This is a genomic window from Paraburkholderia dioscoreae (genome assembly GCF_902459535.1).
Taxonomy (GTDB): domain Bacteria; phylum Pseudomonadota; class Gammaproteobacteria; order Burkholderiales; family Burkholderiaceae; genus Paraburkholderia; species Paraburkholderia dioscoreae.
Window position 1 is genome coordinate 967,700 of the sequence record NZ_LR699554.1, and the last position, 21,135, is coordinate 988,834.

The following is a 21,135-nucleotide window of genomic DNA, read 5'->3' on the forward strand; positions in this document are numbered from 1 at the left end:
TTGAACCCAAGGGAATGACAGCACCATGACATCGAACGACAACGCGACGCCGGGCACGATGCTCGAACGCGGCGCGGGCGTTGCCGTGTGGCGGCAGATCGAGCAGATTCTGGCGGCGGAAATCGCCGCCAGCGGTTTCGGCGAAGAAGGGCGCCTGCCGAGCGAGGGCGAGCTGGCCAAACGCTTCGACGTGAACCGGCATACCGTGCGCCGGGCCATGCTGGGTCTTGCGGCGTTGGGCCTTGTCAGCGTCGAGCAGGGGCGCGGCACCTTCGTGCAGCCCGGCGCCATCGACTATACGATTGGCCGCCGCACGCGGTTCACGGAAAACCTGCGTCAGCAGCATCACGCGGCGGCGGGCACCATGTTGTCGGCCGCGCGCGTGAAGGCCGAGCCGAGCGTCGCCAAGGCGCTGGGTCTGCGGGCCGGCGCGCCGGTCTACCGGATCGAATCGCTGCATGAATCCGACGGCGTGCCGCTCACGTTCGCGCGCAACTGGTATCCGGCGGCGCGCTTTGCGGACCTGCCCGACGTGTTGGAGCGCACCGGCGGCATCACCAAGGCAATGGCGGAATTCGGCGTGAACGACTATCTGCGCAAATGGAGCAGGATTGGCAGCGTGCTGCCCGAACCGGAAGTGGCGCGGCGTTTGAATATCAACCGTCAGCAGCCGGTGCTGTGGGTCGAAAACGTCGACGTGGATCTGCAAGGCACGCCGGTCAAATACGGCTTCACGCACTTTGCCGCGGATCGCGTGCAACTGCTGGTGGAGCACGACCTGTGAGCGGCGCCGCATGGGGCGCGGAGGCGCGTTTTGCCGTGTATTACGCGCCGTCGCGTGAATCGGCGTGGTGGCAGGCCGGCTCGGCGTGGCTTGAGCGCGACGCCGAAAGCGGCGAGCGGTGCGCGGCGCCGCAACCTCCGGAACTGACGCGTCCGCTCGCAGCGTTGACCGGGGCGCCGCGCCGCTACGGTTGGCACGGCACCCTGGTCGCGCCGTTCCGGCTTGCCGAAGGCATCACGCAGGCACATGTCCTGCAAGCCACACGTGAATGGGCGCGGACGCAGAGTGCCTTTGTGTTGCCGGTGGAAGCCGCGACGCTGGGCGATTTCGTCGCACTGAGGCCGTCCACCGCGCAAGGGGAGACTAGCATTCGCGAGCTGGCAACGAGCGCGTTACAAACGCTCTATCCATTACGTGCACGGCCATCCGCCGCCGAGGTAGCCCGCCGGTCGGCGGCACCGCTGAGCGAACGGCAACGCGCGCTGCTGGCCGAATGGGGTTATCCGTATGTGCTCGACGAATTCCGTTTTCACATGACGCTCTCCAGTTCGCTCGCGGATGCGCAGGAGCGCGCCACGCTGGTTGCATGGTGGCAGGCGCAAACGCCCGCGCTCGGACTGCTGATTGTCGACCACGCTGCGCTCTTCGTCGAACCGGCGCCCGGTGAGCCGTTCGTGTTGTGGCAGCGCGTGCCGTTTCAGACCGACGAGGTGAAATAACAATGACAGGTCGTTTGGTTTATGTAATGGGACCGTCCGGCGCGGGTAAGGACTCGTTGCTGGAGTTCGCGCGCAAGCGTTTGATGGGCGAACCGATTCTGTTCTCGCACCGCTATATCACGCGGCCGAGCGGCAATGGCGAAGCGCACGTGGCATTGAGCGTCGAAGAATTCGCGGTGCGCTCGGTGCTCGGCCTGTTCGCGCTCGAATGGTCGAGCCACTCGCTGCGCTATGGCATCGGTATCGAACTGGATGCATGGCTCGCGCGCGGTTGCACGGTTGTCGTCAACGGCTCGCGTCAGTATGTGCAGCACGCGCTGGCGCGTTATCCGAACATGGAAGTGGTGCACGTGGACGCCGCGCCGCATATTCTCGAAGCCCGGCTCGGCGCGCGGGCGCGCGAGTCGGTGGAACAGGTCGCGGCGAGGCTCGCGCGCCGCGCGCCGTTCTCGTTGCCGGATGGCGTGCGCTGCACCACGATCGACAACTCCGGCGCGCTGGACGAAGCGGGCCACGCGCTGATTGCGTTCCTGAAGGCGGAAGCCGACGTTCAGTAACCCGTACTATCCGGTTTGCGTCACGGCCGATTGCGTCACGCGGAGCTCGCGCGCGGCGGCGCGCGGGCAGCGATGATGGGGCTGCGGTGGCGAATGCGTGCAACTGCTGCAGCTTCGTTCGGATAAGCCCTTCCGTGACGGTTGTTGGTCAGGATGAGAAAACAGCATCTTGTTCGAACAAAGCGGCGTAGCTATAGTGCTCGCTTGTTCGCCGCGTTGTGCCGCGGCCATGAATCAACGGAGCCATAGAAATGAGCGAAGCCGCGCGTTTTACCGAAGTGTCCGACCTGGCGCCTGCCGCCGAGAGCCTGCGCGAGATCCGCCATCACATTCACCACCATCCGGAACTGGCTTACGAGGAACACCAGACGGGCGAACTGGTCGCCGGAAAGCTCGAACAGTGGGGCTGGCAGGTCACGCGCGGCGTCGGCCAGACGGGTGTGGTCGGCACGTTGAAGGTGGGCGACGGCAAGCGCAGCATTGGTATTCGCGCCGACATGGACGCGTTGCCGATCATCGAGCAAACCGGCTTGCCCTATGCGAGCGGCACGCACGGCAAGATGCACGCATGCGGCCACGACGGCCATACCACCATGCTGCTCGGGGCGGCGCAACGCCTCGCGGCCACACGCAATTTTTCCGGCACGGTGCATCTGTACTTCCAGCCGGCCGAAGAAAGCGGCATCGACAGCGGTGCGCTGAAGATGATCAACGACGGCCTGTTCGAGCGCTTTCCCTGTGACGCCGTGTTCGGCATGCACAACCATCCCGGCGAACAGCCGGGCGTGCTGCTGTTTCGCAAAGGGCCGTTCATGTCGGCGGGCGACAAGGCGATCATCACGATCGAAGGCGTGGGCGGCCACGCGGCGCGTCCGCATCTGACGGTCGATCCGGTGGTGGTGGCGGCGAGCATCGTGATGGCGTTGCAGACCATCGTCGCGCGCAATGTCGATCCGTCGCAGCCGGCGGTGGTAACGGTCGGCGCCATGCATGCGGGCACCGCGAACAACGTGATTTCCAGCAGCGCGAAGCTGGAGCTGAGCGTGCGCTCGTTCAGCCCCGAAGTGCGCGCGCTGTTGAAGAAGCGCATTACCGAACTTGCCGAAAGCCAGGCCGCGAGCTATGGCGGCAAGGCGGTGGTGGAATACATCGAAGGCTATCCGGTCGTCGTCAATTCGGATGCCGAAACGGATTTCGCGGTGGGGGTGGCACGCGAACTGGTTGGCGACGACAAGGTAGTCGCGCAGACCGATATTCTGATGGGCAGCGAAGACTTTGCCTTCATGCTGCAGAAGCGGCCGGGCACGTTTTTACGGATCGGCAACGGCGCGGGCGAAGACGGCTGCATGGTGCATAACCCGCACTATGACTTCAACGACCGCAATCTGCCGGTTGGCGCGGCGTTCTGGACCCGGCTGGTGGAGCGCTATCTGGGGCAGTGATCCGGCCATCGAGTCGTGCCGATCGCCCGTCGCGGCGCCCGCCGCCGGAATTACCCGCGCCTCGCCACCATCTCCGAGACGGTTTGCGCGGCGTGCTGCAGCGGCTCCAGAAACGCCTTCACCATCTGCTTTGCCGAATTGCGCTGCGCGTTGCCGCTGATATTCATCGCGGCGATCACGCGTCCCTGCCGGTTGCGAATCGGCGCGGATAACGAAATCAGTCCGCCTTCCAACTCCTGATCGACGATCGCCCAGCCCTGGCGGCGCACCTGCGCGATCAGCTTCTTCAGCTCTTCCTTGTCGGTAACTGTACGCGGCGTATGCGCATAGAGCGGCGCCGAATTCAGCGTCGCCTCGAGCGTTTCGTCGTCGAGCGCGGCAAGCAGCACGCGGCCCATCGACGTGCAATACGCCGGCAAGCGGCTGCCGATCGACAGGTTGATCGTCATGATCTTGTGCGTCGGCACGCGCAGCACGTAGACGATCTCGGTGCGATCGAGCACGGCCGCCGAGCAGCTTTCGTGAACCTGTGCCGACAGTTGTTCCATCACCGGCTCGGCGAGGTTCCAGAACGGCATGGAGGTCAGATACGCGAAGCCGAGGTCGAGAATCTTCGGCGTGAGGCGAAAGAGGCGCCCTTCGGCCTCCACATAACCGAGCGTCTGCAAGGTCAGCAAGATGCGGCGCGCGCCGGCGCGCGTGAGGCCGGTGGCGGCGGCGACGTCGGTGAGCGTCTGTTCGGGGCGCGTGGCGTCGAACGCGCGGATCACGGCGAGGCCGCGCGCAAACGACTGCACATAGGAGTCGCCCGGTTTGTCCGGGGCCGGTTCGGCGCTGGCGGGAACGGCGGAAGACGGCGGCAGGGCTTGGCTCATGGACCTTGAAAGATGCGTTCGAGAAAGGGCGGACGCGCGTCGCACATGTTCACCCGGCGCAATGCGACTCAAAGGCGTGACGATAGCTTAAGCCTTCTGTTTCGCCAACTTTGCCGCTTGGCGAGCAAAAATGCCAGGGTTTGCATGGATGCAGGCCGCATCCAAAATTTGTATGATGACCCGATAACATGATCAATCGAGGCATCGATGTTCGACAAGATTCCTGCGCGGGCGTTGAGCGACACGGTCGCGCAACAGTTGCTGAAGCAGATCGATAAAGGCACTTTCAAGCGCGGCGGCAAGCTCCCCACCGAGGCCGTGCTCGCGCAGCAGTTCGGCGTGAGCCGCACGGTGATCCGCGAGGCGATCTCGCGGTTGAAGAACGAGGGCGTGGTCGAACCGCGCCAGGGCAGCGGCGTGTTCATCGCCGCGCACGGCGCGATCCGGCCGCTGCGGATCGATTACGCGGAAGCGGTCGAGCCGGGTTCGGTGGTGCAGATTCTCGCGTTGCGCCGGGCCATCGAGGCGGAGGTTGCATCGGAGGCCGCCATGCGCCGCAGCGACGCCGACATGGTGTCGATCGATGCGGCGCTCGCGAAGATCGACGAAGCCGTGGCCGAAGGCGAAGACGGCGTGGCGGAAGACGTCGCGTTCCATCGCGCGATCGCGGCGGCCACCGGCAATCCGTATTTCCTCAAGACCCTCACGTTCCTGAACCAATACCTTGAAGCCGGCACGGTCGTCACGCGCCACAACGAAGCGTTGCGCGAAGACTTTTCGCGTCAGGTGCGCGAAGAGCATGCCGCGATCGCCGCCGCGATTCGGGCCGGCGATCCGATGGCGGCGCGCAATGCGGCGCGAACCCATATGTACAACGCGGCACGGCGTCTCGCGGAAGCGGGGATTTGCTGAGCTTCATTACAGGGCTTCAGTGCGGTGCGTCCGGGTTCGGCTACGGCCGCGAACGTCCAACGAATACATAGAGGTCAAGCATGTCCAGAAATGTCGGTGTCATCGGTCTTGGCGCAATGGGCCTGGGCGTCGCGCGCTCGTTGTTGCGCGCGGGTCTGCGGGTGCATGCGTGCGACCTGCGCAGCGAAGTCCTGAATGCGTTCGTCGCGGAAGGCGGCGTGGGTTGGGCCACGCCAGCCGAACTCGGCGCGCAATGCGAGGTGGTCGTCACGCTGGTCGTGAATGCCGCGCAAACCGAGGCCGTGCTGTTCGGCGAGCAGGGCGCAATCGCCGCGATGAAAAAGGGCGGCGTGGTGATCGCGAGCGCAACCGTGGCGCCGGACTTCGCGATCGAACTCGGCAAGCGGATCGAGGCGGCCGGTTTGCAGATGCTCGACGCACCGGTTTCGGGCGGCGCGGCGCGCGCGGCGTCCGGCGAGATGACCATGATGACGTCCGGTCCGGCGGCGGCCTATGCCGCGTGCGAAGACGTGCTGGCAGCAATGGCCGGCAAGGTGTATCGCCTCGGTGCCGAACACGGCGCGGGCTCGAAAGTGAAGATCATCAATCAGTTGCTGGCCGGCGTGCATATCGCGGTAGCCGCCGAGGCTATGGCGCTCGGCTTGCGCGAGGGCGTCGATCCGGATGCGCTGTACGAGGTCATCACGCACAGCGCGGGCAATTCGTGGATGTTCGAAAACCGCGTGCCGCACATTCTCAACGGCGACTACACGCCGCTCTCGGCCGTCGATATTTTCGTCAAGGATCTCGGTCTCGTGCTCGATACCGCGCGTGGTTCGAAATTCCCGTTGCCGTTGTCCGCCGCGGCGCATCAGATGTTCATGATGGCGTCCTCGGCCGGTCACGGCGGTGAAGACGATTCGGCGGTCATCAAGATTTTCCCCGGCATCGACGTGCCGGCGGCGAAGTAACCGGAGTCGCGCCATGACGGCCAATACGAAACGCGCGCTGCTCGGCTGTATCGCCGACGATTTCACCGGCGCCACCGATCTCGCCAACATGCTGGTGCGCGGCGGCATGCGCACGGTGCAGACCATCGGCGTGCCCGCATCGGATGAAACGATCGCGGCCGATGCCGTGGTGGTCGCGTTGAAATCGCGCACCATTCCCGCCGCCGACGCGGTCGCGCAATCGCTCGCCGCGCTCGACTGGTTGCGCGCGCAAGGATGCCGCCAGTTCTTCTTCAAGTACTGCTCGACCTTCGATTCGACCGATGCGGGCAATATCGGCCCGGTGACGGATGCGCTGCTCGACGCGTTATCCGCCGACGGCAATGCCGGCGCATTCACGATTGCCTGCCCGGCATTTCCCGAGAACGGGCGCACGATCTTTCGCGGCCATCTGTTTGTCGGCGACGTATTGCTCAACGCGTCCGGCATGGAGAACCATCCGCTCACGCCGATGCGCGACGCGAACCTCGTGAGCGTGCTGCAACGTCAGACCCGATCGAAAGTCGGTCTCGTACGTTACGACGCCGTGGCGCGAGGCGTGTCGGCGGTGGGCAAGTCGTTCGATACGTTGCGCCGTGAAGGCGTGCGCATGGCGATTGCCGACGCGGTGTCCGACGCCGACCTCTACATACTCGGCGAAGCCTGCGCCGATCTCTCGCTGATTACCGGCGGTTCCGGCATTGCGCTGGGTTTGCCGGCCAATTTTCGGCGTGCGGGTTTGCTGGAAGACCAGGCGGACGCCGCGCAACTGCCGCGTATCGAGGGATTGTCGGCGGTGCTGGCCGGCAGCGCGTCGAAGGCGACCAACGCCCAGGTGGCCGAGTGGCGTGCCACACGACCTGCGTTCCGCGTCGATCCGCTCGCCGCGGCGCGTGGCGAGAAAGTCGTCGAGCAGGCGCTGGCTTTCGCGCAACCGTACCTCGACAAGGGCGAACCCATGCTGATCTACGCCACCGCCACGCCCGACGAAGTCAAGGCGGTGCAACGCGAACTCGGTGTGAACGAAGCAGGGCATCTGGTCGAAGCCACGTTGGCGTCGATTGCGCGCGGCCTGCGCGAGTGCGGCGTGCGCAAGTTCGTGGTGGCGGGCGGCGAAACCTCGGGCGCGGTGGTACAGGCGCTCGACGTGCACACGCTGCGAATCGGTGCGCAGATCGATCCCGGCGTGCCGGCCACCGCGACGACCGGCGCCGAGCCGCTCGCGCTCGCCCTGAAATCCGGCAATTTCGGCACGACGGACTTCTTCGAAAAGGCACTGCGCCATCTGGACGGAGACATGCAATGACCCGTGCGCCCGCACTCCATACGACGAACGAAGCACGCGTGCGCGAAGAAATCTGCGTGACCGGCACGAGTCTTTATCAACGCGGCTATACGGTGGGCACCGCCGGCAACATCAGTGCGCGGCTCGACGACGGCTGGCTGATCACGCCGACCGATGCCTGTCTCGGTCGGCTCGATCCCGCCGATATCGCAAAGGTCGATCTCGACGGCAATGCGGTGTCCGGCGCACGCCCGTCGAAAACGCTGGCACTGCATCGCGGCATCTATGCGCGCAACGGCGAAGCGCGCGGCATCGTCCATACCCATTCGACGCATCTGGTCGCCTTGACTCTCGCGGGCGTGTGGCGCGAGACCGACGTTCTGCCGCCCATCACGCCGTACTACGTGATGAAAGTGGGCCACGTCCCCCTGATTCGTTACAGGCGTCCTGGCGATCCGCAAGTCGCCGAACAGATCGCCGCGCTTGCCGATAGCGTTCGCGCCGTGCTGCTGGAGCGTCTCGGCCCGGTGGTGTGGGAGCGCTCGGTGGCGCAAGCCGCGTATGCGCTCGAAGAACTCGAAGAGACCGCGCGTTTGTGGCTGATGACTAACCCGCGGCCCGCGCCGCTCGATGAAGCCGCACTCGAAGAACTGCGCGCCGTGTTCGGCGCGCGCTGGTAGACAACACTCACAAAACAAAGCCAGGCCGCGCCCGATGCGCCGCGCCGGCCATCCATTCAAGGAGACAATGCATGAGTTCGTATCAGACCGCATCCAGCCGCCCGATTGCAGCCGCCGCCGCTGCCGCGGGACAACCCGGCGCCGCCGAAGTGGAGCGCACCTATAAGAAAGTGTTCTGGCGCATCGTGCCGTTTCTGATGCTGTGCTACGTGGTCGCCTATCTGGACCGCGTGAATGTCGGCTTCGCGAAGCTGCAAATGTCGCAAGACCTGGCATTCAGCGAAACAGTGTTCGGTCTCGGCGCCGGCGTGTTTTTCATCGGCTATTTTCTGTTCGAATTGCCGAGCAACATTCTGATGCACAAGATCGGCGCGCGCATCTGGATCGCGCGGATCATGATCACGTGGGGGCTGCTATCGGCGGTGTTCGTGTTCGTGAAGACGCCCATGCAGTTCTATATCTTGCGTTTCCTTCTGGGTCTCGCCGAAGCCGGTTTCTATCCCGGCGTGATCCTGTACCTGACTTACTGGTTTCCGTCGCATCGGCGCGCAAAGATCATTGCGGTGTTCATGTCGGCGATTCCAGTGTCGGGCATCTTCGGCAATCCGCTGTCCGGCTGGATCATGCAGACGTTCCACAACAGCTCGGGTTTCGCGGGCTGGCAATGGATGTTCCTGATCGAAGCGATCCCCGCCATCGCGATCGGCATCGCCACGATCCTGTATCTCGACAACGGCATTTCCAGCGCGAAGTGGCTGAACGAGCGCGAAAAGCGGCTGCTCACCGATGAAATCGCCGCCGCGCAGCCGCAGGAAAAGACGCAGAAACATTCCGTCGGCGCAGTGTTCCGCGATCCGCGCACGTGGTTGATGTCGCTGATCTATTTCGCGTTCGTCACCGGACAATACGGCCTCACGTTCTGGATGCCGACGCTGGTCAAATCGACCGGTGTAACGGATGCATTCAATATCGGCTTGCTGAGCGCGATTCCGTTTCTGTGCGCGATCGTGGTGATGAATCTGATGGGACATAGCGCCGACAAGCGCCGTGAGCGCCGCTGGCATCTGATCGTGCCGGCGCTGTTCGGCGCGATCGGCTTCACGGTGGCAGCGTCGTTTGCGGACAACACGGTGGTGTCGATCGTGTTTCTCTCGCTCGCTGCCGCCGGTGTGCTGACCTGCGCGCCGCTGTTCTGGTCGTTGCCCACTGCGTTCATGTCGGGCGCGACCGCCGCGGCCGGCATTGCGATCATCAATTCGATCGGCAATCTCGCGGGTTTTGCGAGCCCTTACATGATCGGCTATCTGAAGGATCTCACGCACAGCACGCAGACCGGCATGTACGTGCTGGCCGGCATGCTCGTGATCGGCGCGATCGCCACGTGGCTCACGCCGCCCAAACTGGTCAACCGATAAACCGATACTCGCGCGCGGTATGAGTCGCTGCCGCGCGCGGGATCAAACCGTTTTCAAGGAGTCGCTGCCATGCCTCGCTTCGCCGCCAACCTCACGATGATGTACAACGAGCACGCTTTCCTCGACCGTTTCGCCGCTGCGGCGCAAGACGGCTTCAAAGCGGTCGAGTTTCTGTTCCCCTACGACTTCCGTGCCGACGAGATCAAGGCGCGGCTCGACGCGAGCAGTCTGACGCAAGCGCTCTTCAATGCGCCGCCCGGCGACTGGGCCGGCGGCGAACGCGGCATTGCGTCGCTGCCGGGCCGCGAGGACGAATTCCGTCGCGGCATCGACACGGCGCTCGACTACGCGCGCGTGATCGGCAATCGCAAGCTGCATGTGATGGCCGGGCTGATCGGCGCGGATCAGCCGCGCGCGAAGCATCGCGAGGTATACCTGAGCAATCTCGCGCATGCCGCCAGGGCCGCGCAGGCCGAAGGCATCACGGTCGTGATCGAGCCGATCAATACGCGCGACATGCCGGGTTTTTTTCTGACCCGTCAGGACGAAGCACAAGCGGTCTGCGCGGAAGTCGGCGCGCCGAATCTTAAGGTGCAATTCGACTGCTATCACTGCCAGATCGTGGAGGGCGATCTCGCGCTCAAACTCAAACGCGATATGGCGGGCATCGGCCACATTCAGATCGCGGGCGTGCCGGAGCGGCATGAGCCCGATACGGGCGAGCTGAACTATCCGTATCTGCTCGAACTGATCGACTCGCTCGGCTACGACGGCTACATCGGCTGCGAATACCGGCCGCGCGCGGGCACCTCGGCCGGTCTCGGCTGGCTCAAACCGTATCTGAACGCGAACCGCTAACAAGGACGAAATACATCATGAAAGTACTGATTACCGGCGGCGCCGGTTTTCTCGGCCAGCGTCTCGCGCGTGAGCTGCTCGCGCGCGGTTCCCTGAAGGACACGCAAGGCACGCCGCAAGCAATTACCGAACTCGTGCTGCTCGACGTGGTGAAAGCCAACGATTTCGGCGACAGCCGCGTGCGCGCGGAAGTTGGCGATATCGCCGAGCGCAGCGTGCTCGAGCACGTGATCGACGACAGGACGTCGGCGATCTTCCATCTGGCCGCGATCGTGAGCGGGCAGGCCGAAGCGGATTTCGATCTCGGCATGCGCATCAATCTGGATGCGTCGCGGCTGCTGCTGGAAACGTGCCGGCAGCGTGGCCACCGTCCGCGCGTGCTCTTCACGAGCTCGGTGGCGGTGTATGGCGGCGAGCTGCCCGACGTCGTGCAGGACGATACCGCGCTGAATCCGCAGTCGTCGTATGGCGCGCAGAAGGCGATCGCGGAGTTGTTGCTCAACGATTACGCGCGGCGTGGTTTCGTCGACGGCCGGGTGCTGCGGCTGCCGACCATCAGCGTGCGGCCGGGCAAGCCGAATGCCGCAGCCTCGTCGTTCGCGAGCGGCATCATTCGCGAGCCGTTGAACGGCGAAGCGGCAGTGTGCCCGGTCGCGGGCTCGACGCGCTTGTGGCTGCTGTCGCCGCGCAAGGCGATCGAGAGTCTGATCGCCGGACTCGAACTCGATTCCGCCGCGCTCGGCAACCAGCGCGTGCTGAATCTGCCGGGCATTTCGGTGAGCGTCGACGAAATGGTCGCCGCGCTGCGCGAAGTGGCGGGCGACGCGGCCGTCGGGCGGATCGTGTGGGAACCGGATGCGCGAGTCGAAAAAATCGTGGGCAGCTGGCCGGGACGGTGGGATACGTCGCGTGCGCAAGCGCTGGGGCTAAGCGGCGAGCGCAGCTTTGCCGACGTGATCCGCAGTTATGTCGCGGACGAGCATATCCAGATCCGCTAGTCGTAGTTCTGCTTGCCGCGGTTTCGCACAGAGCCCTACAGCGGTCCTCATGCACGCCGCAGGCAGTCTTCCAGCCTCGTGCCGGCGCCTTGACCAAGGCGCGCCGGCACGGGCGCGTCAATCGTCAGATCCTTTTGCAAGAATCGTCGCAGGCTGCACGTATTCCCTGGTGCGGGCGCGGCCGCGCTTGACATGGTTTCGGCCGCGCGCCTATTATCGAGGCTGGTTGTTCGATATATGACCGTGTGTTCGTGTAAAGAACAAATAGCCTCAGTCCCGAGGTCATCGTTTATCATCCGCGCGAGGCTGAGTTGACGTGAGGGCTGCCCCGCAGCTGCTTCCCGTCGCGTTCAAGTCCACTTGCAGGACGCCGGGCCGGCGCATCCGTGCATCCAGCCTGCGCCGCGCCGCGCCGCGCCGCAATTCCGGTCGTGGCGCAGCGCATGCAGCACATCCATTGGAGACATCATGACCGAAGCATTCCTGTGCGACGCGATTCGCACCCCTATCGGCCGCTATGCGGGATCGCTGTCGTCGGTGCGCGCAGACGATCTGGGCGCCGTGCCGCTCAAAGCGCTGATGGAGCGCAACAAAGACGTCGACTGGAACGCGATCGACGACGTGATCTACGGCTGCGCGAACCAGGCCGGCGAGGACAACCGCAACGTCGCGCGCATGTCGCTGCTGCTGGCCGGCTTGCCGCAAGGCGTGCCGGGCACGACGGTGAACCGCCTGTGCGGTTCGGGCATGGACGCGGTCGGCATTGCGGCGCGCGCCATCAAATCGGGCGAGGCCGCGTTGATGGTGGCCGGCGGTGTGGAAAGCATGAGCCGCGCGCCGTTCGTGATGGGCAAGGCGGCCAGCGCGTTCTCGCGCCAGGCCGAGATTTACGACACGACCATCGGCTGGCGCTTCGTCAATCCGTTGATGAAGAAACTGTACGGTGTCGATTCGATGCCGGAAACCGGCGAAAACGTCGCGACCGACTACAACATCAGCCGCGCCGATCAGGATGCTTTCGCGTTGCGCAGCCAGCAGAAGGCGGCGCGCGCGCAACGCGACGGCACGCTCGCGCAGGAAATCGTCGGCGTGACGATCGCACAGAAGAAGGGCGATCCGGTCACGGTATCGCAAGACGAGCATCCGCGCGAGACGAGTCTCGATGCGCTCGCGAAACTCAAGGGCGTGGTGCGGCCGGACGGCACGGTCACGGCAGGCAATGCTTCCGGCGTGAACGACGGCGCAGCGGCGCTGCTGCTCGCCAATGAAGAAATCGCAAAGCGTTTCGGCCTCACGCCGCGTGCTCGCGTGCTGGGTATTGCAACGGCCGGCGTCGCGCCGCGCGTGATGGGCATCGGCCCGGCGCCCGCCACGCAAAAACTGCTGGCGCGTCTGAACATGACCGTCGATCAATTCGATGTGATCGAACTGAACGAGGCGTTTGCTTCGCAAGGTATCGCCGTGCTGCGCGCACTCGGCGTGGCCGACGACGACGCGCGCGTGAATCCGAATGGCGGCGCGATCGCGCTCGGCCACCCGCTCGGCATGAGCGGCGCGCGTCTGGTGACCACCGCGATGTATCAGTTGCATCGTACGCAGGGCCGTTTTGCGCTGTGCACGATGTGCATCGGCGTCGGGCAGGGCATTGCGATCGCGATTGAACGGGTGTGAGGGTTTAGCGGTCGAGCCGGCGCGCTTGGGTTCAAGCTTTGGTTCAAGAAAAAAGAAACAGCTTCTTCGCTCACGCGACGAGGCTGTTTTTTTTGTGCCGCGCGCAGATCAGGCGGATATCGAATTTGCGTCTGATTCGGATTATGTTCGAATGTCACGGAACATTGATTTCGCATTCGCCAGTCTTGCAGTATGTATTTAATTCTGGCCGCATTTCAGACATGCCGGTCATTAAGAGCGGCCGGGAAATGTCACAGTATTGTCAATGGGTGGCATTTCGCTGCGGCGCAACGCCGCGGCGCCTGACAGCACTGCCAGCATTCATTCGAAAATCACAATTCAATCAATCAAAGTTCGCTGCAAGCCATGTAAAATCGTCCGCGTCGTACCTTTTAAAAACTATCATCCTGACGATATCCTGGGTACTCGCGGCGTTAAACATCGGCATTCCAGAGTTTCAGATTGCCGTCTCGCCGAATCAAATAATTTTTCAAGGAGCACATATATGAAGGCAGCGACAATTGGCGCAGCGTTGATGGTCGCGGCATTCGCCGCAGCTCAGCCGGCGTGGGCGCAAGATTCGATGGCCAGTGCCGCGCAGGGCGTTGTCAGCGCAGTGGAGCCGGTGCATGTGAAGGCGCAGATCGTCGGCATCGATCCGGGCAGCCGCACGCTCACGCTCAAAGGGCCGGACGGTAACGCGGTGGTCGTGCTGGTGAGCCAGCAGGTCGCCGGTTTCGACCAGTTGAAAGTGGGTGACCGGGTTGACGTGCTCTACAAGAACGCGCTGCTCGTGAAGGCCGAGAAAGTCAGCGGTAAAGACAAGGGTGTTCGTGCGCGCGTCGATACGCAGGTGTACGCGCCGGCCTCGGGCGGCTTCGAATCGGCACGCCAGGTCGAGGTGCTCGCCACGGTGCAGAAGATCGATCGCAAGAAACGGCTGGTCACGCTGCGCGGCGCGTATCAGACGCAAACGCTCCAGGTCGGACCGGACGTCGATCTGAAGGACGTCAAGGTGGGCGATACGATCCATGCGGTCTTCGTGTCGGCAGCGGCGGTGGAAGTCACGCCGCAAGACGCGGCGAAGTGATCGCCGTCACGCCCGCACTAACGTTCACATCAACGCTATGCGCGCGAGCGTGACAATGCCTTCATGCAAGACGGCATGTGGGTCGTTCTGAGTCCGCAAGCCCGTCAGACAGACGTACCGAAACACCCCTCATAGCAGGGGTGTTTGTTTATCGGGCGCGCGCAAGCCTCGTCGATCGCGCGTTCATCAGCGCTGCTAACGCGGCGCAGGCGGTCCGAGGCTCAACCATGCGAGCCTTCCCAGCCAGCGTCTGAACGGGCCAACTTTCGGCGCAAGCGCATAGCTCAATGACACCCGCGCGGCGCATTCGCTATCCGTACTGAGCCATACGCGCTCACCGCGTTGCAACTGGAATGTCTGTCCCGGGTCGAGCCAATGATCGTAAGGGGAACTGATGCGTGTGAGCCAGAGGCGCTCGTCTTTCACTGCAAGCGTGCTGTCGGCTTCGACACGCCAGGTCAGCGTAGCGCCAGGCATTACAGAAAAATGCACCACCACCTTCGGTAGACGCTCGTGCTGCTGATATGCAACCGGACTCGAGTCGTCATCCATGCACTGCGGGCTTGCCTGATCCATCTTGCTCTCCGTCATCAAGCCGGCGGACGGAGGCGCGCACAAAACAAAAGGCCCCTTCCGTTACCGGCGGGGCCTTGGGGATTGGTTACGCAGATTAGACTGCTAACGCACGCATACCCCCAATGGCCAGCCGATCATGGCTCGCTTCGGGTGTGTAATCGCATTAGCGATGGAGATGTGCGTCAACATGGGATTGAGTGTGCCGTTTTGCCGCGGGTCTTGTCAACAGGAAATCGCAATCCATGCAGACGGCTATACGAACCACGTAACCTGCATTTCACCTCCCGGCCACGTTGCGAAGCTGATCGAGCAAGCCGCGGCAACCTCCAGCAAGCAATGATCGACCGCGATGCGCCGCCTGAGATCGTACCGATTGCTCGATGCGGTATTCGCGACGGTCTCACGCCGCACGCGAGGCAGCCCGCTGCTGCCGCAACACCTTCACGAAGTTCAGCACGGTCGGCGACTTCTCGCGTTGCCGATGAATCAGCGCGATACCTGTTGAAAGCGGTTTGCCCTGCAGTTCGTGGTACGACACGCCTTCCACCTGGATCTGCCGGATCGATGCGGGAACCACCGCAACTCCGAATCCCGCCGCCACGAGGTTAGCCGCCGACGAGATCTGCGGCGACTCCATGCCGATGGCGGGCGCAAAGCCGGCCTCACGGCACGCGCTGATGATCGAGTCGTACAGGTTCGGGCCGATCGGCCGCGGAAAGAGGATGAACGGATCTTTCGCCAGGCCCGCCAGATCGACGCGCCGCCGCCGGCTCAGGCGGTGGCTAGCCGGCAGCACGACCAGCATGTCTTCGTCGACCAGCGGTTCCACGACCAGATCCCGGCAGTTCAGCGGCATGCGCACCAGAGCGGCGTCGAGTTGCCGCTCAGCCACCTTGTCGAGCAGCAGCGAACTGTTGCTCTCCTCGCAACTGATGGACACGCGCTCATAGGCATGCCGATACTGTTGCATCGTCATCGCGACGGTGGGATGAAACACCGTGGAACCCGCGAACCCAAGCGAAAGCCGCCCGGTCTCTCCGCGCCCCGCGTTCTGCACTTCGACAAACGCCTCTCGCGCATCCTCCACGATGCGCTGGGCACGCTCGCGAAACAGCCGCCCGGCCTCGGTCAATTCGACGCGGCGCGGATGGCGGATGAACAACCGCGTGCCGATTTCCCGCTCCAGCTTCAGGATTTGCTGGCTCAAAGGCGGTTGGGCGATGCCGAGGTGCGTTGCGGCGTCCGTGAAATGCAGGTGCTCGGCGACCGCGAGGAAGTAGCGTAACTGGCGGAATTCCATATCTTTTTCGTCTCCAGAAAGTGACTTCGAGATATTGGACTAATGACTGCGCTCATTCTAACCTTTGCGTCAACCCGATGCGCTCAAAGGCCGCACCCGAACCACCGGCCGGGATCGACGCGTATCTCACCCAACATTTCCCGAGGAGAAGTTCGATGTCCGCAGCGCGCACACCACTAGCCAACCTGCCGGCCAACGCGGCCCAAATGCTCGTTGCGGATTTGCGCAACATCGTCGGCAGGAAGCACACGCTGACGGGTGACGGTGCGACCCATCGCTATTGCACGGGCTTTCGTTTCGGCGCGGGCAGGGCGCTCGCCGTAGTGCGTCCCGGCACAGTCGTCGAACAGTGGAAGGTGTTGCAGGCATGCATCGCGGCGAACGTGATTGTCATTACGCAGGCGTCGAATACGGGCCTCACCGGCGGCTCGACGCCTGATGGCAACGACTACGATCGCGACATCCTGATTGTCAGCACGACCCGGATGAAGAAGGTGTACGTCATCGACGACGGCAAGCAGGTGGTCTGCCTTCCGGGCGCGACGCTCGATCAGTTGGAAAAAGTGCTGAAGCCTCTCGGCCGCGAGCCACATTCGGTGATCGGCTCGAGTTGCATCGGCGCTTCGGTATTCGGTGGTGTCTGCAACAACTCGGGCGGTGCGCTGGTGCAACGCGGGCCGGCATATACGGAAATGGCGGTATTCGCGCAGGTCGATGCGACAGGCAGACTGAACCTGGTCAACCATCTCGGCATCTCACTGGGCAAGACGCCGGACGAGATTCTCGGCCGACTCGAACGCGGTGAGTTTTCTGCTGCCGATGTCCGGCACGACGCGGGCGCCGGGTCCGACCACGGCTACGCGACACACGTGCGTGAGATCGATGCCGATACACCGGCGCGCTTTAACGCCGATCCGCAGCGCCTCCATGAAGCGTCGGGCTCCGCCGGCAAGCTGATGGTGTTCGGCGTGCGGCTCGACACCTTTCCGATCGAGCAGAATGCCAAGGTGTTCTATATCGGCACGAACCGGCCGGACGAGCTTACGGTGATCCGCCGCCACGCGCTGCACGACTTCAAGCATCTGCCGATCTCTGGCGAATACCTGCATCGCGATGCCTTCGACATTGCGGAGGAGTACGGCAAGGATACTTTCCTCGCGATCAATTACCTCGGCACTTCCAGGCTGCCCGCGCTATTCGGACTGAAAAGCCGCTTCGACGCGCTATTCGATCGCCTTGGTTTTTTCCCTTCGCATTTCACCGACCGCGTGATGCAGGCCGCGAGCCGGCTGTTTCCGAGCCATCTGCCGCCGCGCATGAAGCAGTATCGCGACAAATACGAGCATCACCTGATGCTGAAGGTGGCGGCTGGCAGCGTCGAGGAAACGCGCGCTTTTCTCTCCGGCTATTTCGAAAGCGCGACCGGCGGTTATTTCGAATGCACCGACGAAGAAGGCAGGAAAGCGTTCCTGCATCGCTTCGCCGCCGCTGGCGCCGCAGTTCGCTACCGCGCGGTGCATCCGCGTGAGGTGGAGAACATCGTCGCGCTCGACGTGGCGTTGCGCCGCAACGATCGCGACTGGATCGAGACGCTGCCACCCGAGATCGAAGAGACGATTTCCATCAAGCTGTACTACGGCCACTTCCTGTGCCACGTGTTCCACCAGGATTACATCGTGAAGAAGGGCAACGATTGCCTCGAAGTCGAACACAAGATGTGGACGCTGCTGGACCGCCGCGGCGCGGAATATCCGGCGGAACATAACGTCGGGCATCTGTATCACGCGAAGCCGCAGCTCGCCGCGTTCTATCAGCAACTCGATCCTTGCAACTGCTTCAACCCGGGAATCGGACAGATGTCGAAGTTCGCGAATTATCGCGAAGCGGCGGGTTGAAGCGCCACGATTGAGGAGGTGACTGGAAGAGGGCGGCTGAACGCCAGCTCAATTCAACGCGCCAACGCCCGCGTCATGGAGAATCTTGCTCCACATGGTCGAGTCGTCGCGAATTCGCTGACGCAATTGAGCCGGCGTGCTGGTCTCCAGCGTAATGCCGCGGGAAGCCGCGAACCCGCGCACGTCGGGCGCGGCGAGGGCTCTCACCAATGCGTCGTGCAATTTGTCGACGACCTCTTTGGACGTGCCCGCGGGCGCGAGCAATGCGTGCCATGTCGTCATGATGTAACTCGGCACGCCCGCTTCCTTCATGGTGGGCACGTCCGGCAATGGTCCGAGGCGCTGCGCGCCCGTTACCGCGAGCGGCCTGACTGTGTTGGCCTTGATAAACCCGATCGAACTCGACAGGCTGCCGAACACGAGGTCGGCCTCGCCAGTGAGCACCGGTAAAGCCGTATTCCCCGCATACGTGATGTTCACGGTCTGAGTGCCGGTGCGTGCCATGAACAGCATGTTCGCGAGATACAGCGGACTGCCGACGCCTGCGGTCGACACGTTGAGTTTGCCGGGATGTTCGCGGGCGTACTGAACGAGTTCCTGAAGCGAGTGAACGGGCACCTTCGGATTGACGACAAGCACGAAACCCGATTCGGCCATCATCGAGATCGGTGTGAGATCTTTTTCGACCGAGTACGACAGATCTTTGTACAGAATGGGATTGACGGTCAACTGCGTGCCGAGTCCCCACAGCAGCGTATAGCCGTCCTTCGGCGAATGAGCGACGAGTGCCGCTGCAATGTTCCCCGCCGCACCCGGTCGGTTTTCGATCACGACCGAGGTGTTCAGCGCCTTGCCGAGTTCCTGTCCGACTATGCGCGCCAGCGGATCGGTCTCGCCGCCCGGAGGAAACAGAATCACGATCCGTATCGGGTGGTCGGGATATTCAGCCCGCGCAACCGTTGTCGCGAGTGTGCAAGCTATGCACGACAGCGCGAGGACAAGCCAATGACGGACGCCGCGCATCGATATTCTCCGGTTCGGTGTGAGTTACAACCGCCATGCCCTACCGCGCCACATCACACGGGGACGTTCGCCGGCGAGGCGGATCGCGTCCATTCCGGTTCGTCCATGACGGTTGCGCGATGCATCTCGCGCCGATCCGTCGGCGGCGAGTAGCGCAGGCCGCGGTGTATCAGTGTCCGGTTGTCCCACATCACGAGGTCTTTGACAGTCCAGTGGTGGGTGTAAATGAATTGCGGCTGCGTGGCGAACTCCATCAGTTCCCGCAACAGATCGCGGCCTTCGGGAATCGGCCAGTCCACTACGTGAGTCGCATGCACCGAAAGATAGAGCGTCTTGCGTCCCGACAGCGGATGCGTTTTCACCAGCCGGTGGATCGACGGCTTGAGCATCGCGCGCTCTTCTTCCGGGAAATCGGTGAAGCCGCACATCGCTCGCGTATGAAGGATGTCGAACTCCGCGGAGAGATTTTCAATCGTCTCGCGAAGATCCTGCGGCAATGAGTCATAGACGAGGCGCATGTCGGCGAACTGGGACTCGCCGCCTCTCGTGGGCACCGAGTAGTTGAGCAGGAAAGAGTAGCGGGCGGGAATGGGCTGATACGACTGGTCCGAATGCCAGCGGCGGCTCACAAACGTATTCATGCGACGGTTGTCGCCCGCCTTGAACGTCTCGTTGTCCTTGCCGACGTTCGAAATGTCGCTGATGCGCGGCTGCAGGCGATGTTCGTTCTGACGCGTCGCGTATTGCACGGAGACCTGTACCGGCCCGAAGTTTTCGCTGAACGCGAGCAGTTGATTGTCGTCGATATCCTGCGCCGGGAATACGAGTACCGGATACTGTGCAATTACGTTGTCGATGGCTTGCGCGTCGGCAGCCGACAGAGGTTGCCGAAGGTCGAGGCCGGTAATACGCGCTGCAATGGGTTCCTGGATTGCTTCGACTGCGAAGGTCATGAGCGCCTCATCGATGGAGATGACGGAAAGACTGCTTGTCGGAATGGCCGGCCGGATGCGGGCCAGGTCAGATCAAGCGTAGGCGCGCGCGCCTTCATGCGACAAGCGAGATTAAGTCACAGCGGGCGTGATATCGGCGTGATATCGGCGTGATGTCGATGTGATATCGATGTGATATCGATGTGAAGCGGGAGCGGCTGGTTGTGACGCGGAGTGTGACTTTAACGCGCTTGTGACGGAGCGGCGTTGCGCCCTAGCATCGCAACACATGCCGCGTGTGGAGGGTGACAGCGCGCTGGAATGACCCGTATTGAACCGCTTATTCACTGCATGGGAGATAGCATGGACCTCGAACTTCGCGGACGCACGGCGCTCGTCACAGGCGCGAGCACGGGCATTGGAACGGGCATTGCAAGGGCGCTGGCGAGCGAGGGCGTGCGGCTTGCGATCACCGCGCGGCGCGATGCACTGCTGGAGGAGGTGGCGGCGTCGATCGTGGCGGAGGGCGGCATGCGGCCGATCGTGATCGTCGGCGATCTCACCGCGCCCGGTCACATCGAGCGCATTCTCGCGCAGGCGACCGACGCGCTGGGGCAGATCGATATTCTGGTGAACAATGCGGGCGCGTCGCGGCCCGCGCCGCTCGATGCGGGCGAAGACGTCTGGGAAGAGGCGTTCGCGCTCAATTTCACCGCAGCGCGACGCATGACACATGCGGTTCTGCCGGCAATGCGCTCGCGCAAATGGGGGCGCGTGATCAATATCAGCGGTTCGATGGAACCGCGTGGACTCAATCCCAGTGGTCCGGCGAAGGCGGCGCTGCATCTATGGGCCAAGAGCCTCTCGCGCGAAATTGCCGCGGACGGCATCACGATCAACACTATCCCGCCGGGCAGAATTCATAGCGAGCAAATCGAAAAGCGCCTGCATCCCACCGAAGAATCGAAACAGGCGTTTATTACGCGCAACGTGCCGATCGGCTACTTCGGCGATCCGCTCGACATCGGTTATCTGGCGGCATTTCTTGCGTCGCCGCGCGCGAGGTACATCACGGGAGATGTGATTCCAGTGGACGGCGGCATGCATTTTTACGCGCACTAATGGTCGATTCGG

At 63.1% G+C, this 21,135-nt stretch carries 20 protein-coding genes; 15 read left to right on the plus strand and 5 right to left on the minus strand.

All coding sequences use genetic code 11. The annotated features are described in order from the left end of the window. The first annotated feature begins 25 nt into the window (after positions 1–25). From phnF to PDMSB3_RS24535, 4 genes are all read left to right on the plus strand, one after another. Positions 26–784 (plus strand): phosphonate metabolism transcriptional regulator PhnF, encoded by a 759-nt coding sequence (gene phnF / locus PDMSB3_RS24520; protein WP_011491167.1) that lies wholly within the window; start codon positions 26–28, stop codon positions 782–784. After that, positions 781–1,503 (plus strand): DUF1045 domain-containing protein, encoded by a 723-nt coding sequence (locus PDMSB3_RS24525; RefSeq protein ID WP_165188022.1) that lies wholly within the window; start codon positions 781–783, stop codon positions 1,501–1,503. Before phnF ends, PDMSB3_RS24525 begins: the two co-directional genes overlap by 4 nt. 2 nt (positions 1,504–1,505) lie before the next feature. Then, positions 1,506–2,060, plus strand: coding sequence for a phosphonate metabolism protein/1,5-bisphosphokinase (PRPP-forming) PhnN (gene phnN / locus PDMSB3_RS24530; protein WP_007176606.1), 555 nt, complete (start codon positions 1,506–1,508; stop codon positions 2,058–2,060). A gap of 251 nt (positions 2,061–2,311) precedes the next feature. Further along, positions 2,312–3,502, plus strand: coding sequence for a M20 aminoacylase family protein (locus PDMSB3_RS24535; RefSeq protein ID WP_007176607.1), 1,191 nt, complete (start codon positions 2,312–2,314; stop codon positions 3,500–3,502). Between the two features lie 50 nt (positions 3,503–3,552). Here PDMSB3_RS24535 and PDMSB3_RS24540 read toward each other — a convergent pair whose 3' ends face one another. Continuing rightward, complete coding sequence (locus PDMSB3_RS24540) at positions 3,553–4,377, minus strand: IclR family transcriptional regulator (RefSeq protein WP_007176608.1); 825 nt, start codon at positions 4,375–4,377, stop codon at positions 3,553–3,555. 207 nt (positions 4,378–4,584) lie between these two features. Between PDMSB3_RS24540 and PDMSB3_RS24545 the strand changes: the two genes are divergently transcribed. The 9 genes from PDMSB3_RS24545 to PDMSB3_RS24585 all read left to right on the plus strand — a co-directional run bounded on the left by PDMSB3_RS24545 (position 4,585) and on the right by PDMSB3_RS24585 (position 14,275). Then, on the plus strand, positions 4,585–5,289 hold the full coding sequence (locus PDMSB3_RS24545) for a FadR/GntR family transcriptional regulator (RefSeq protein WP_007176609.1): 705 nt from the start codon (positions 4,585–4,587) through the stop codon (positions 5,287–5,289). Between the two features lie 80 nt (positions 5,290–5,369). Next, entirely contained in the window at positions 5,370–6,260 is an 891-nt protein-coding gene (gene ltnD / locus PDMSB3_RS24550) for an L-threonate dehydrogenase (RefSeq protein ID WP_007176610.1), read from the plus strand. Positions 6,261–6,273: 13 nt separating this feature from the next. Further along, complete coding sequence (otnK, locus tag PDMSB3_RS24555) at positions 6,274–7,584, plus strand: 3-oxo-tetronate kinase (protein ID WP_007176611.1); 1,311 nt, start codon at positions 6,274–6,276, stop codon at positions 7,582–7,584. After that, the gene (gene otnC, locus PDMSB3_RS24560; protein WP_007176612.1) at positions 7,581–8,243 is read left to right on the plus strand and encodes a 3-oxo-tetronate 4-phosphate decarboxylase; all 663 of its coding nucleotides are present in this window, start codon (positions 7,581–7,583) and stop codon (positions 8,241–8,243) included. Before otnK ends, otnC begins: the two co-directional genes overlap by 4 nt. A gap of 71 nt (positions 8,244–8,314) precedes the next feature. Beyond that, positions 8,315–9,658 (plus strand): MFS transporter, encoded by a 1,344-nt coding sequence (locus PDMSB3_RS24565; protein ID WP_007176613.1) that lies wholly within the window; start codon positions 8,315–8,317, stop codon positions 9,656–9,658. 69 nt (positions 9,659–9,727) lie between these two features. After that, positions 9,728–10,516, plus strand: coding sequence for a 2-oxo-tetronate isomerase (gene otnI / locus PDMSB3_RS24570; RefSeq protein WP_007176614.1), 789 nt, complete (start codon positions 9,728–9,730; stop codon positions 10,514–10,516). Positions 10,517–10,533: 17 nt separating this feature from the next. Then, positions 10,534–11,514 (plus strand): D-erythronate dehydrogenase, encoded by a 981-nt coding sequence (gene denD, locus PDMSB3_RS24575; protein WP_007176615.1) that lies wholly within the window; start codon positions 10,534–10,536, stop codon positions 11,512–11,514. 468 nt (positions 11,515–11,982) lie between these two features. Beyond that, complete coding sequence (gene pcaF / locus PDMSB3_RS24580) at positions 11,983–13,185, plus strand: 3-oxoadipyl-CoA thiolase (RefSeq protein WP_165188024.1); 1,203 nt, start codon at positions 11,983–11,985, stop codon at positions 13,183–13,185. Between the two features lie 505 nt (positions 13,186–13,690). Continuing rightward, positions 13,691–14,275, plus strand: coding sequence for a hypothetical protein (locus tag PDMSB3_RS24585; protein WP_007176617.1), 585 nt, complete (start codon positions 13,691–13,693; stop codon positions 14,273–14,275). Positions 14,276–14,470: 195 nt separating this feature from the next. Here the strand turns inward: PDMSB3_RS24585 and PDMSB3_RS24590 are convergent, their stop codons facing one another. After that, positions 14,471–14,851 (minus strand): DUF2917 domain-containing protein, encoded by a 381-nt coding sequence (locus PDMSB3_RS24590; protein WP_165188026.1) that lies wholly within the window; start codon positions 14,849–14,851, stop codon positions 14,471–14,473. Positions 14,852–15,251: 400 nt separating this feature from the next. Further along, positions 15,252–16,151: a LysR family transcriptional regulator gene (locus tag PDMSB3_RS24595; protein WP_007176619.1), complete on the minus strand. Its 900-nt coding sequence runs from the start codon at positions 16,149–16,151 to the stop codon at positions 15,252–15,254. Positions 16,152–16,306: 155 nt separating this feature from the next. Here PDMSB3_RS24595 and dld point away from each other — a divergent pair, with 155 nt between their 5' ends. Next, positions 16,307–18,046 (plus strand): D-lactate dehydrogenase, encoded by a 1,740-nt coding sequence (gene dld / locus PDMSB3_RS24600; RefSeq protein ID WP_007176620.1) that lies wholly within the window; start codon positions 16,307–16,309, stop codon positions 18,044–18,046. Positions 18,047–18,094: 48 nt separating this feature from the next. On the opposite strand, the gene PDMSB3_RS24605 is transcribed toward dld, so the two are convergent. Both PDMSB3_RS24605 and PDMSB3_RS24610 read right to left on the minus strand, forming a co-directional pair. Further along, the gene (locus PDMSB3_RS24605) at positions 18,095–18,964 is read right to left on the minus strand and encodes a Bug family tripartite tricarboxylate transporter substrate binding protein (protein ID WP_232064321.1); all 870 of its coding nucleotides are present in this window, start codon (positions 18,962–18,964) and stop codon (positions 18,095–18,097) included. A 158-nt stretch (positions 18,965–19,122) separates the two neighbouring features. Continuing rightward, positions 19,123–20,022 carry a TauD/TfdA dioxygenase family protein gene (locus tag PDMSB3_RS24610; protein WP_165188028.1) on the minus strand — a complete coding sequence of 300 codons (900 nt, stop codon included), beginning with the start codon at positions 20,020–20,022 and terminating at the stop codon, positions 19,123–19,125. A 342-nt stretch (positions 20,023–20,364) separates the two neighbouring features. Between PDMSB3_RS24610 and PDMSB3_RS24615 the strand changes: the two genes are divergently transcribed. Continuing rightward, entirely contained in the window at positions 20,365–21,123 is a 759-nt protein-coding gene (locus tag PDMSB3_RS24615) for an SDR family NAD(P)-dependent oxidoreductase (RefSeq protein ID WP_165188030.1), read from the plus strand. Positions 21,124–21,135 lie beyond the last annotated feature (12 nt).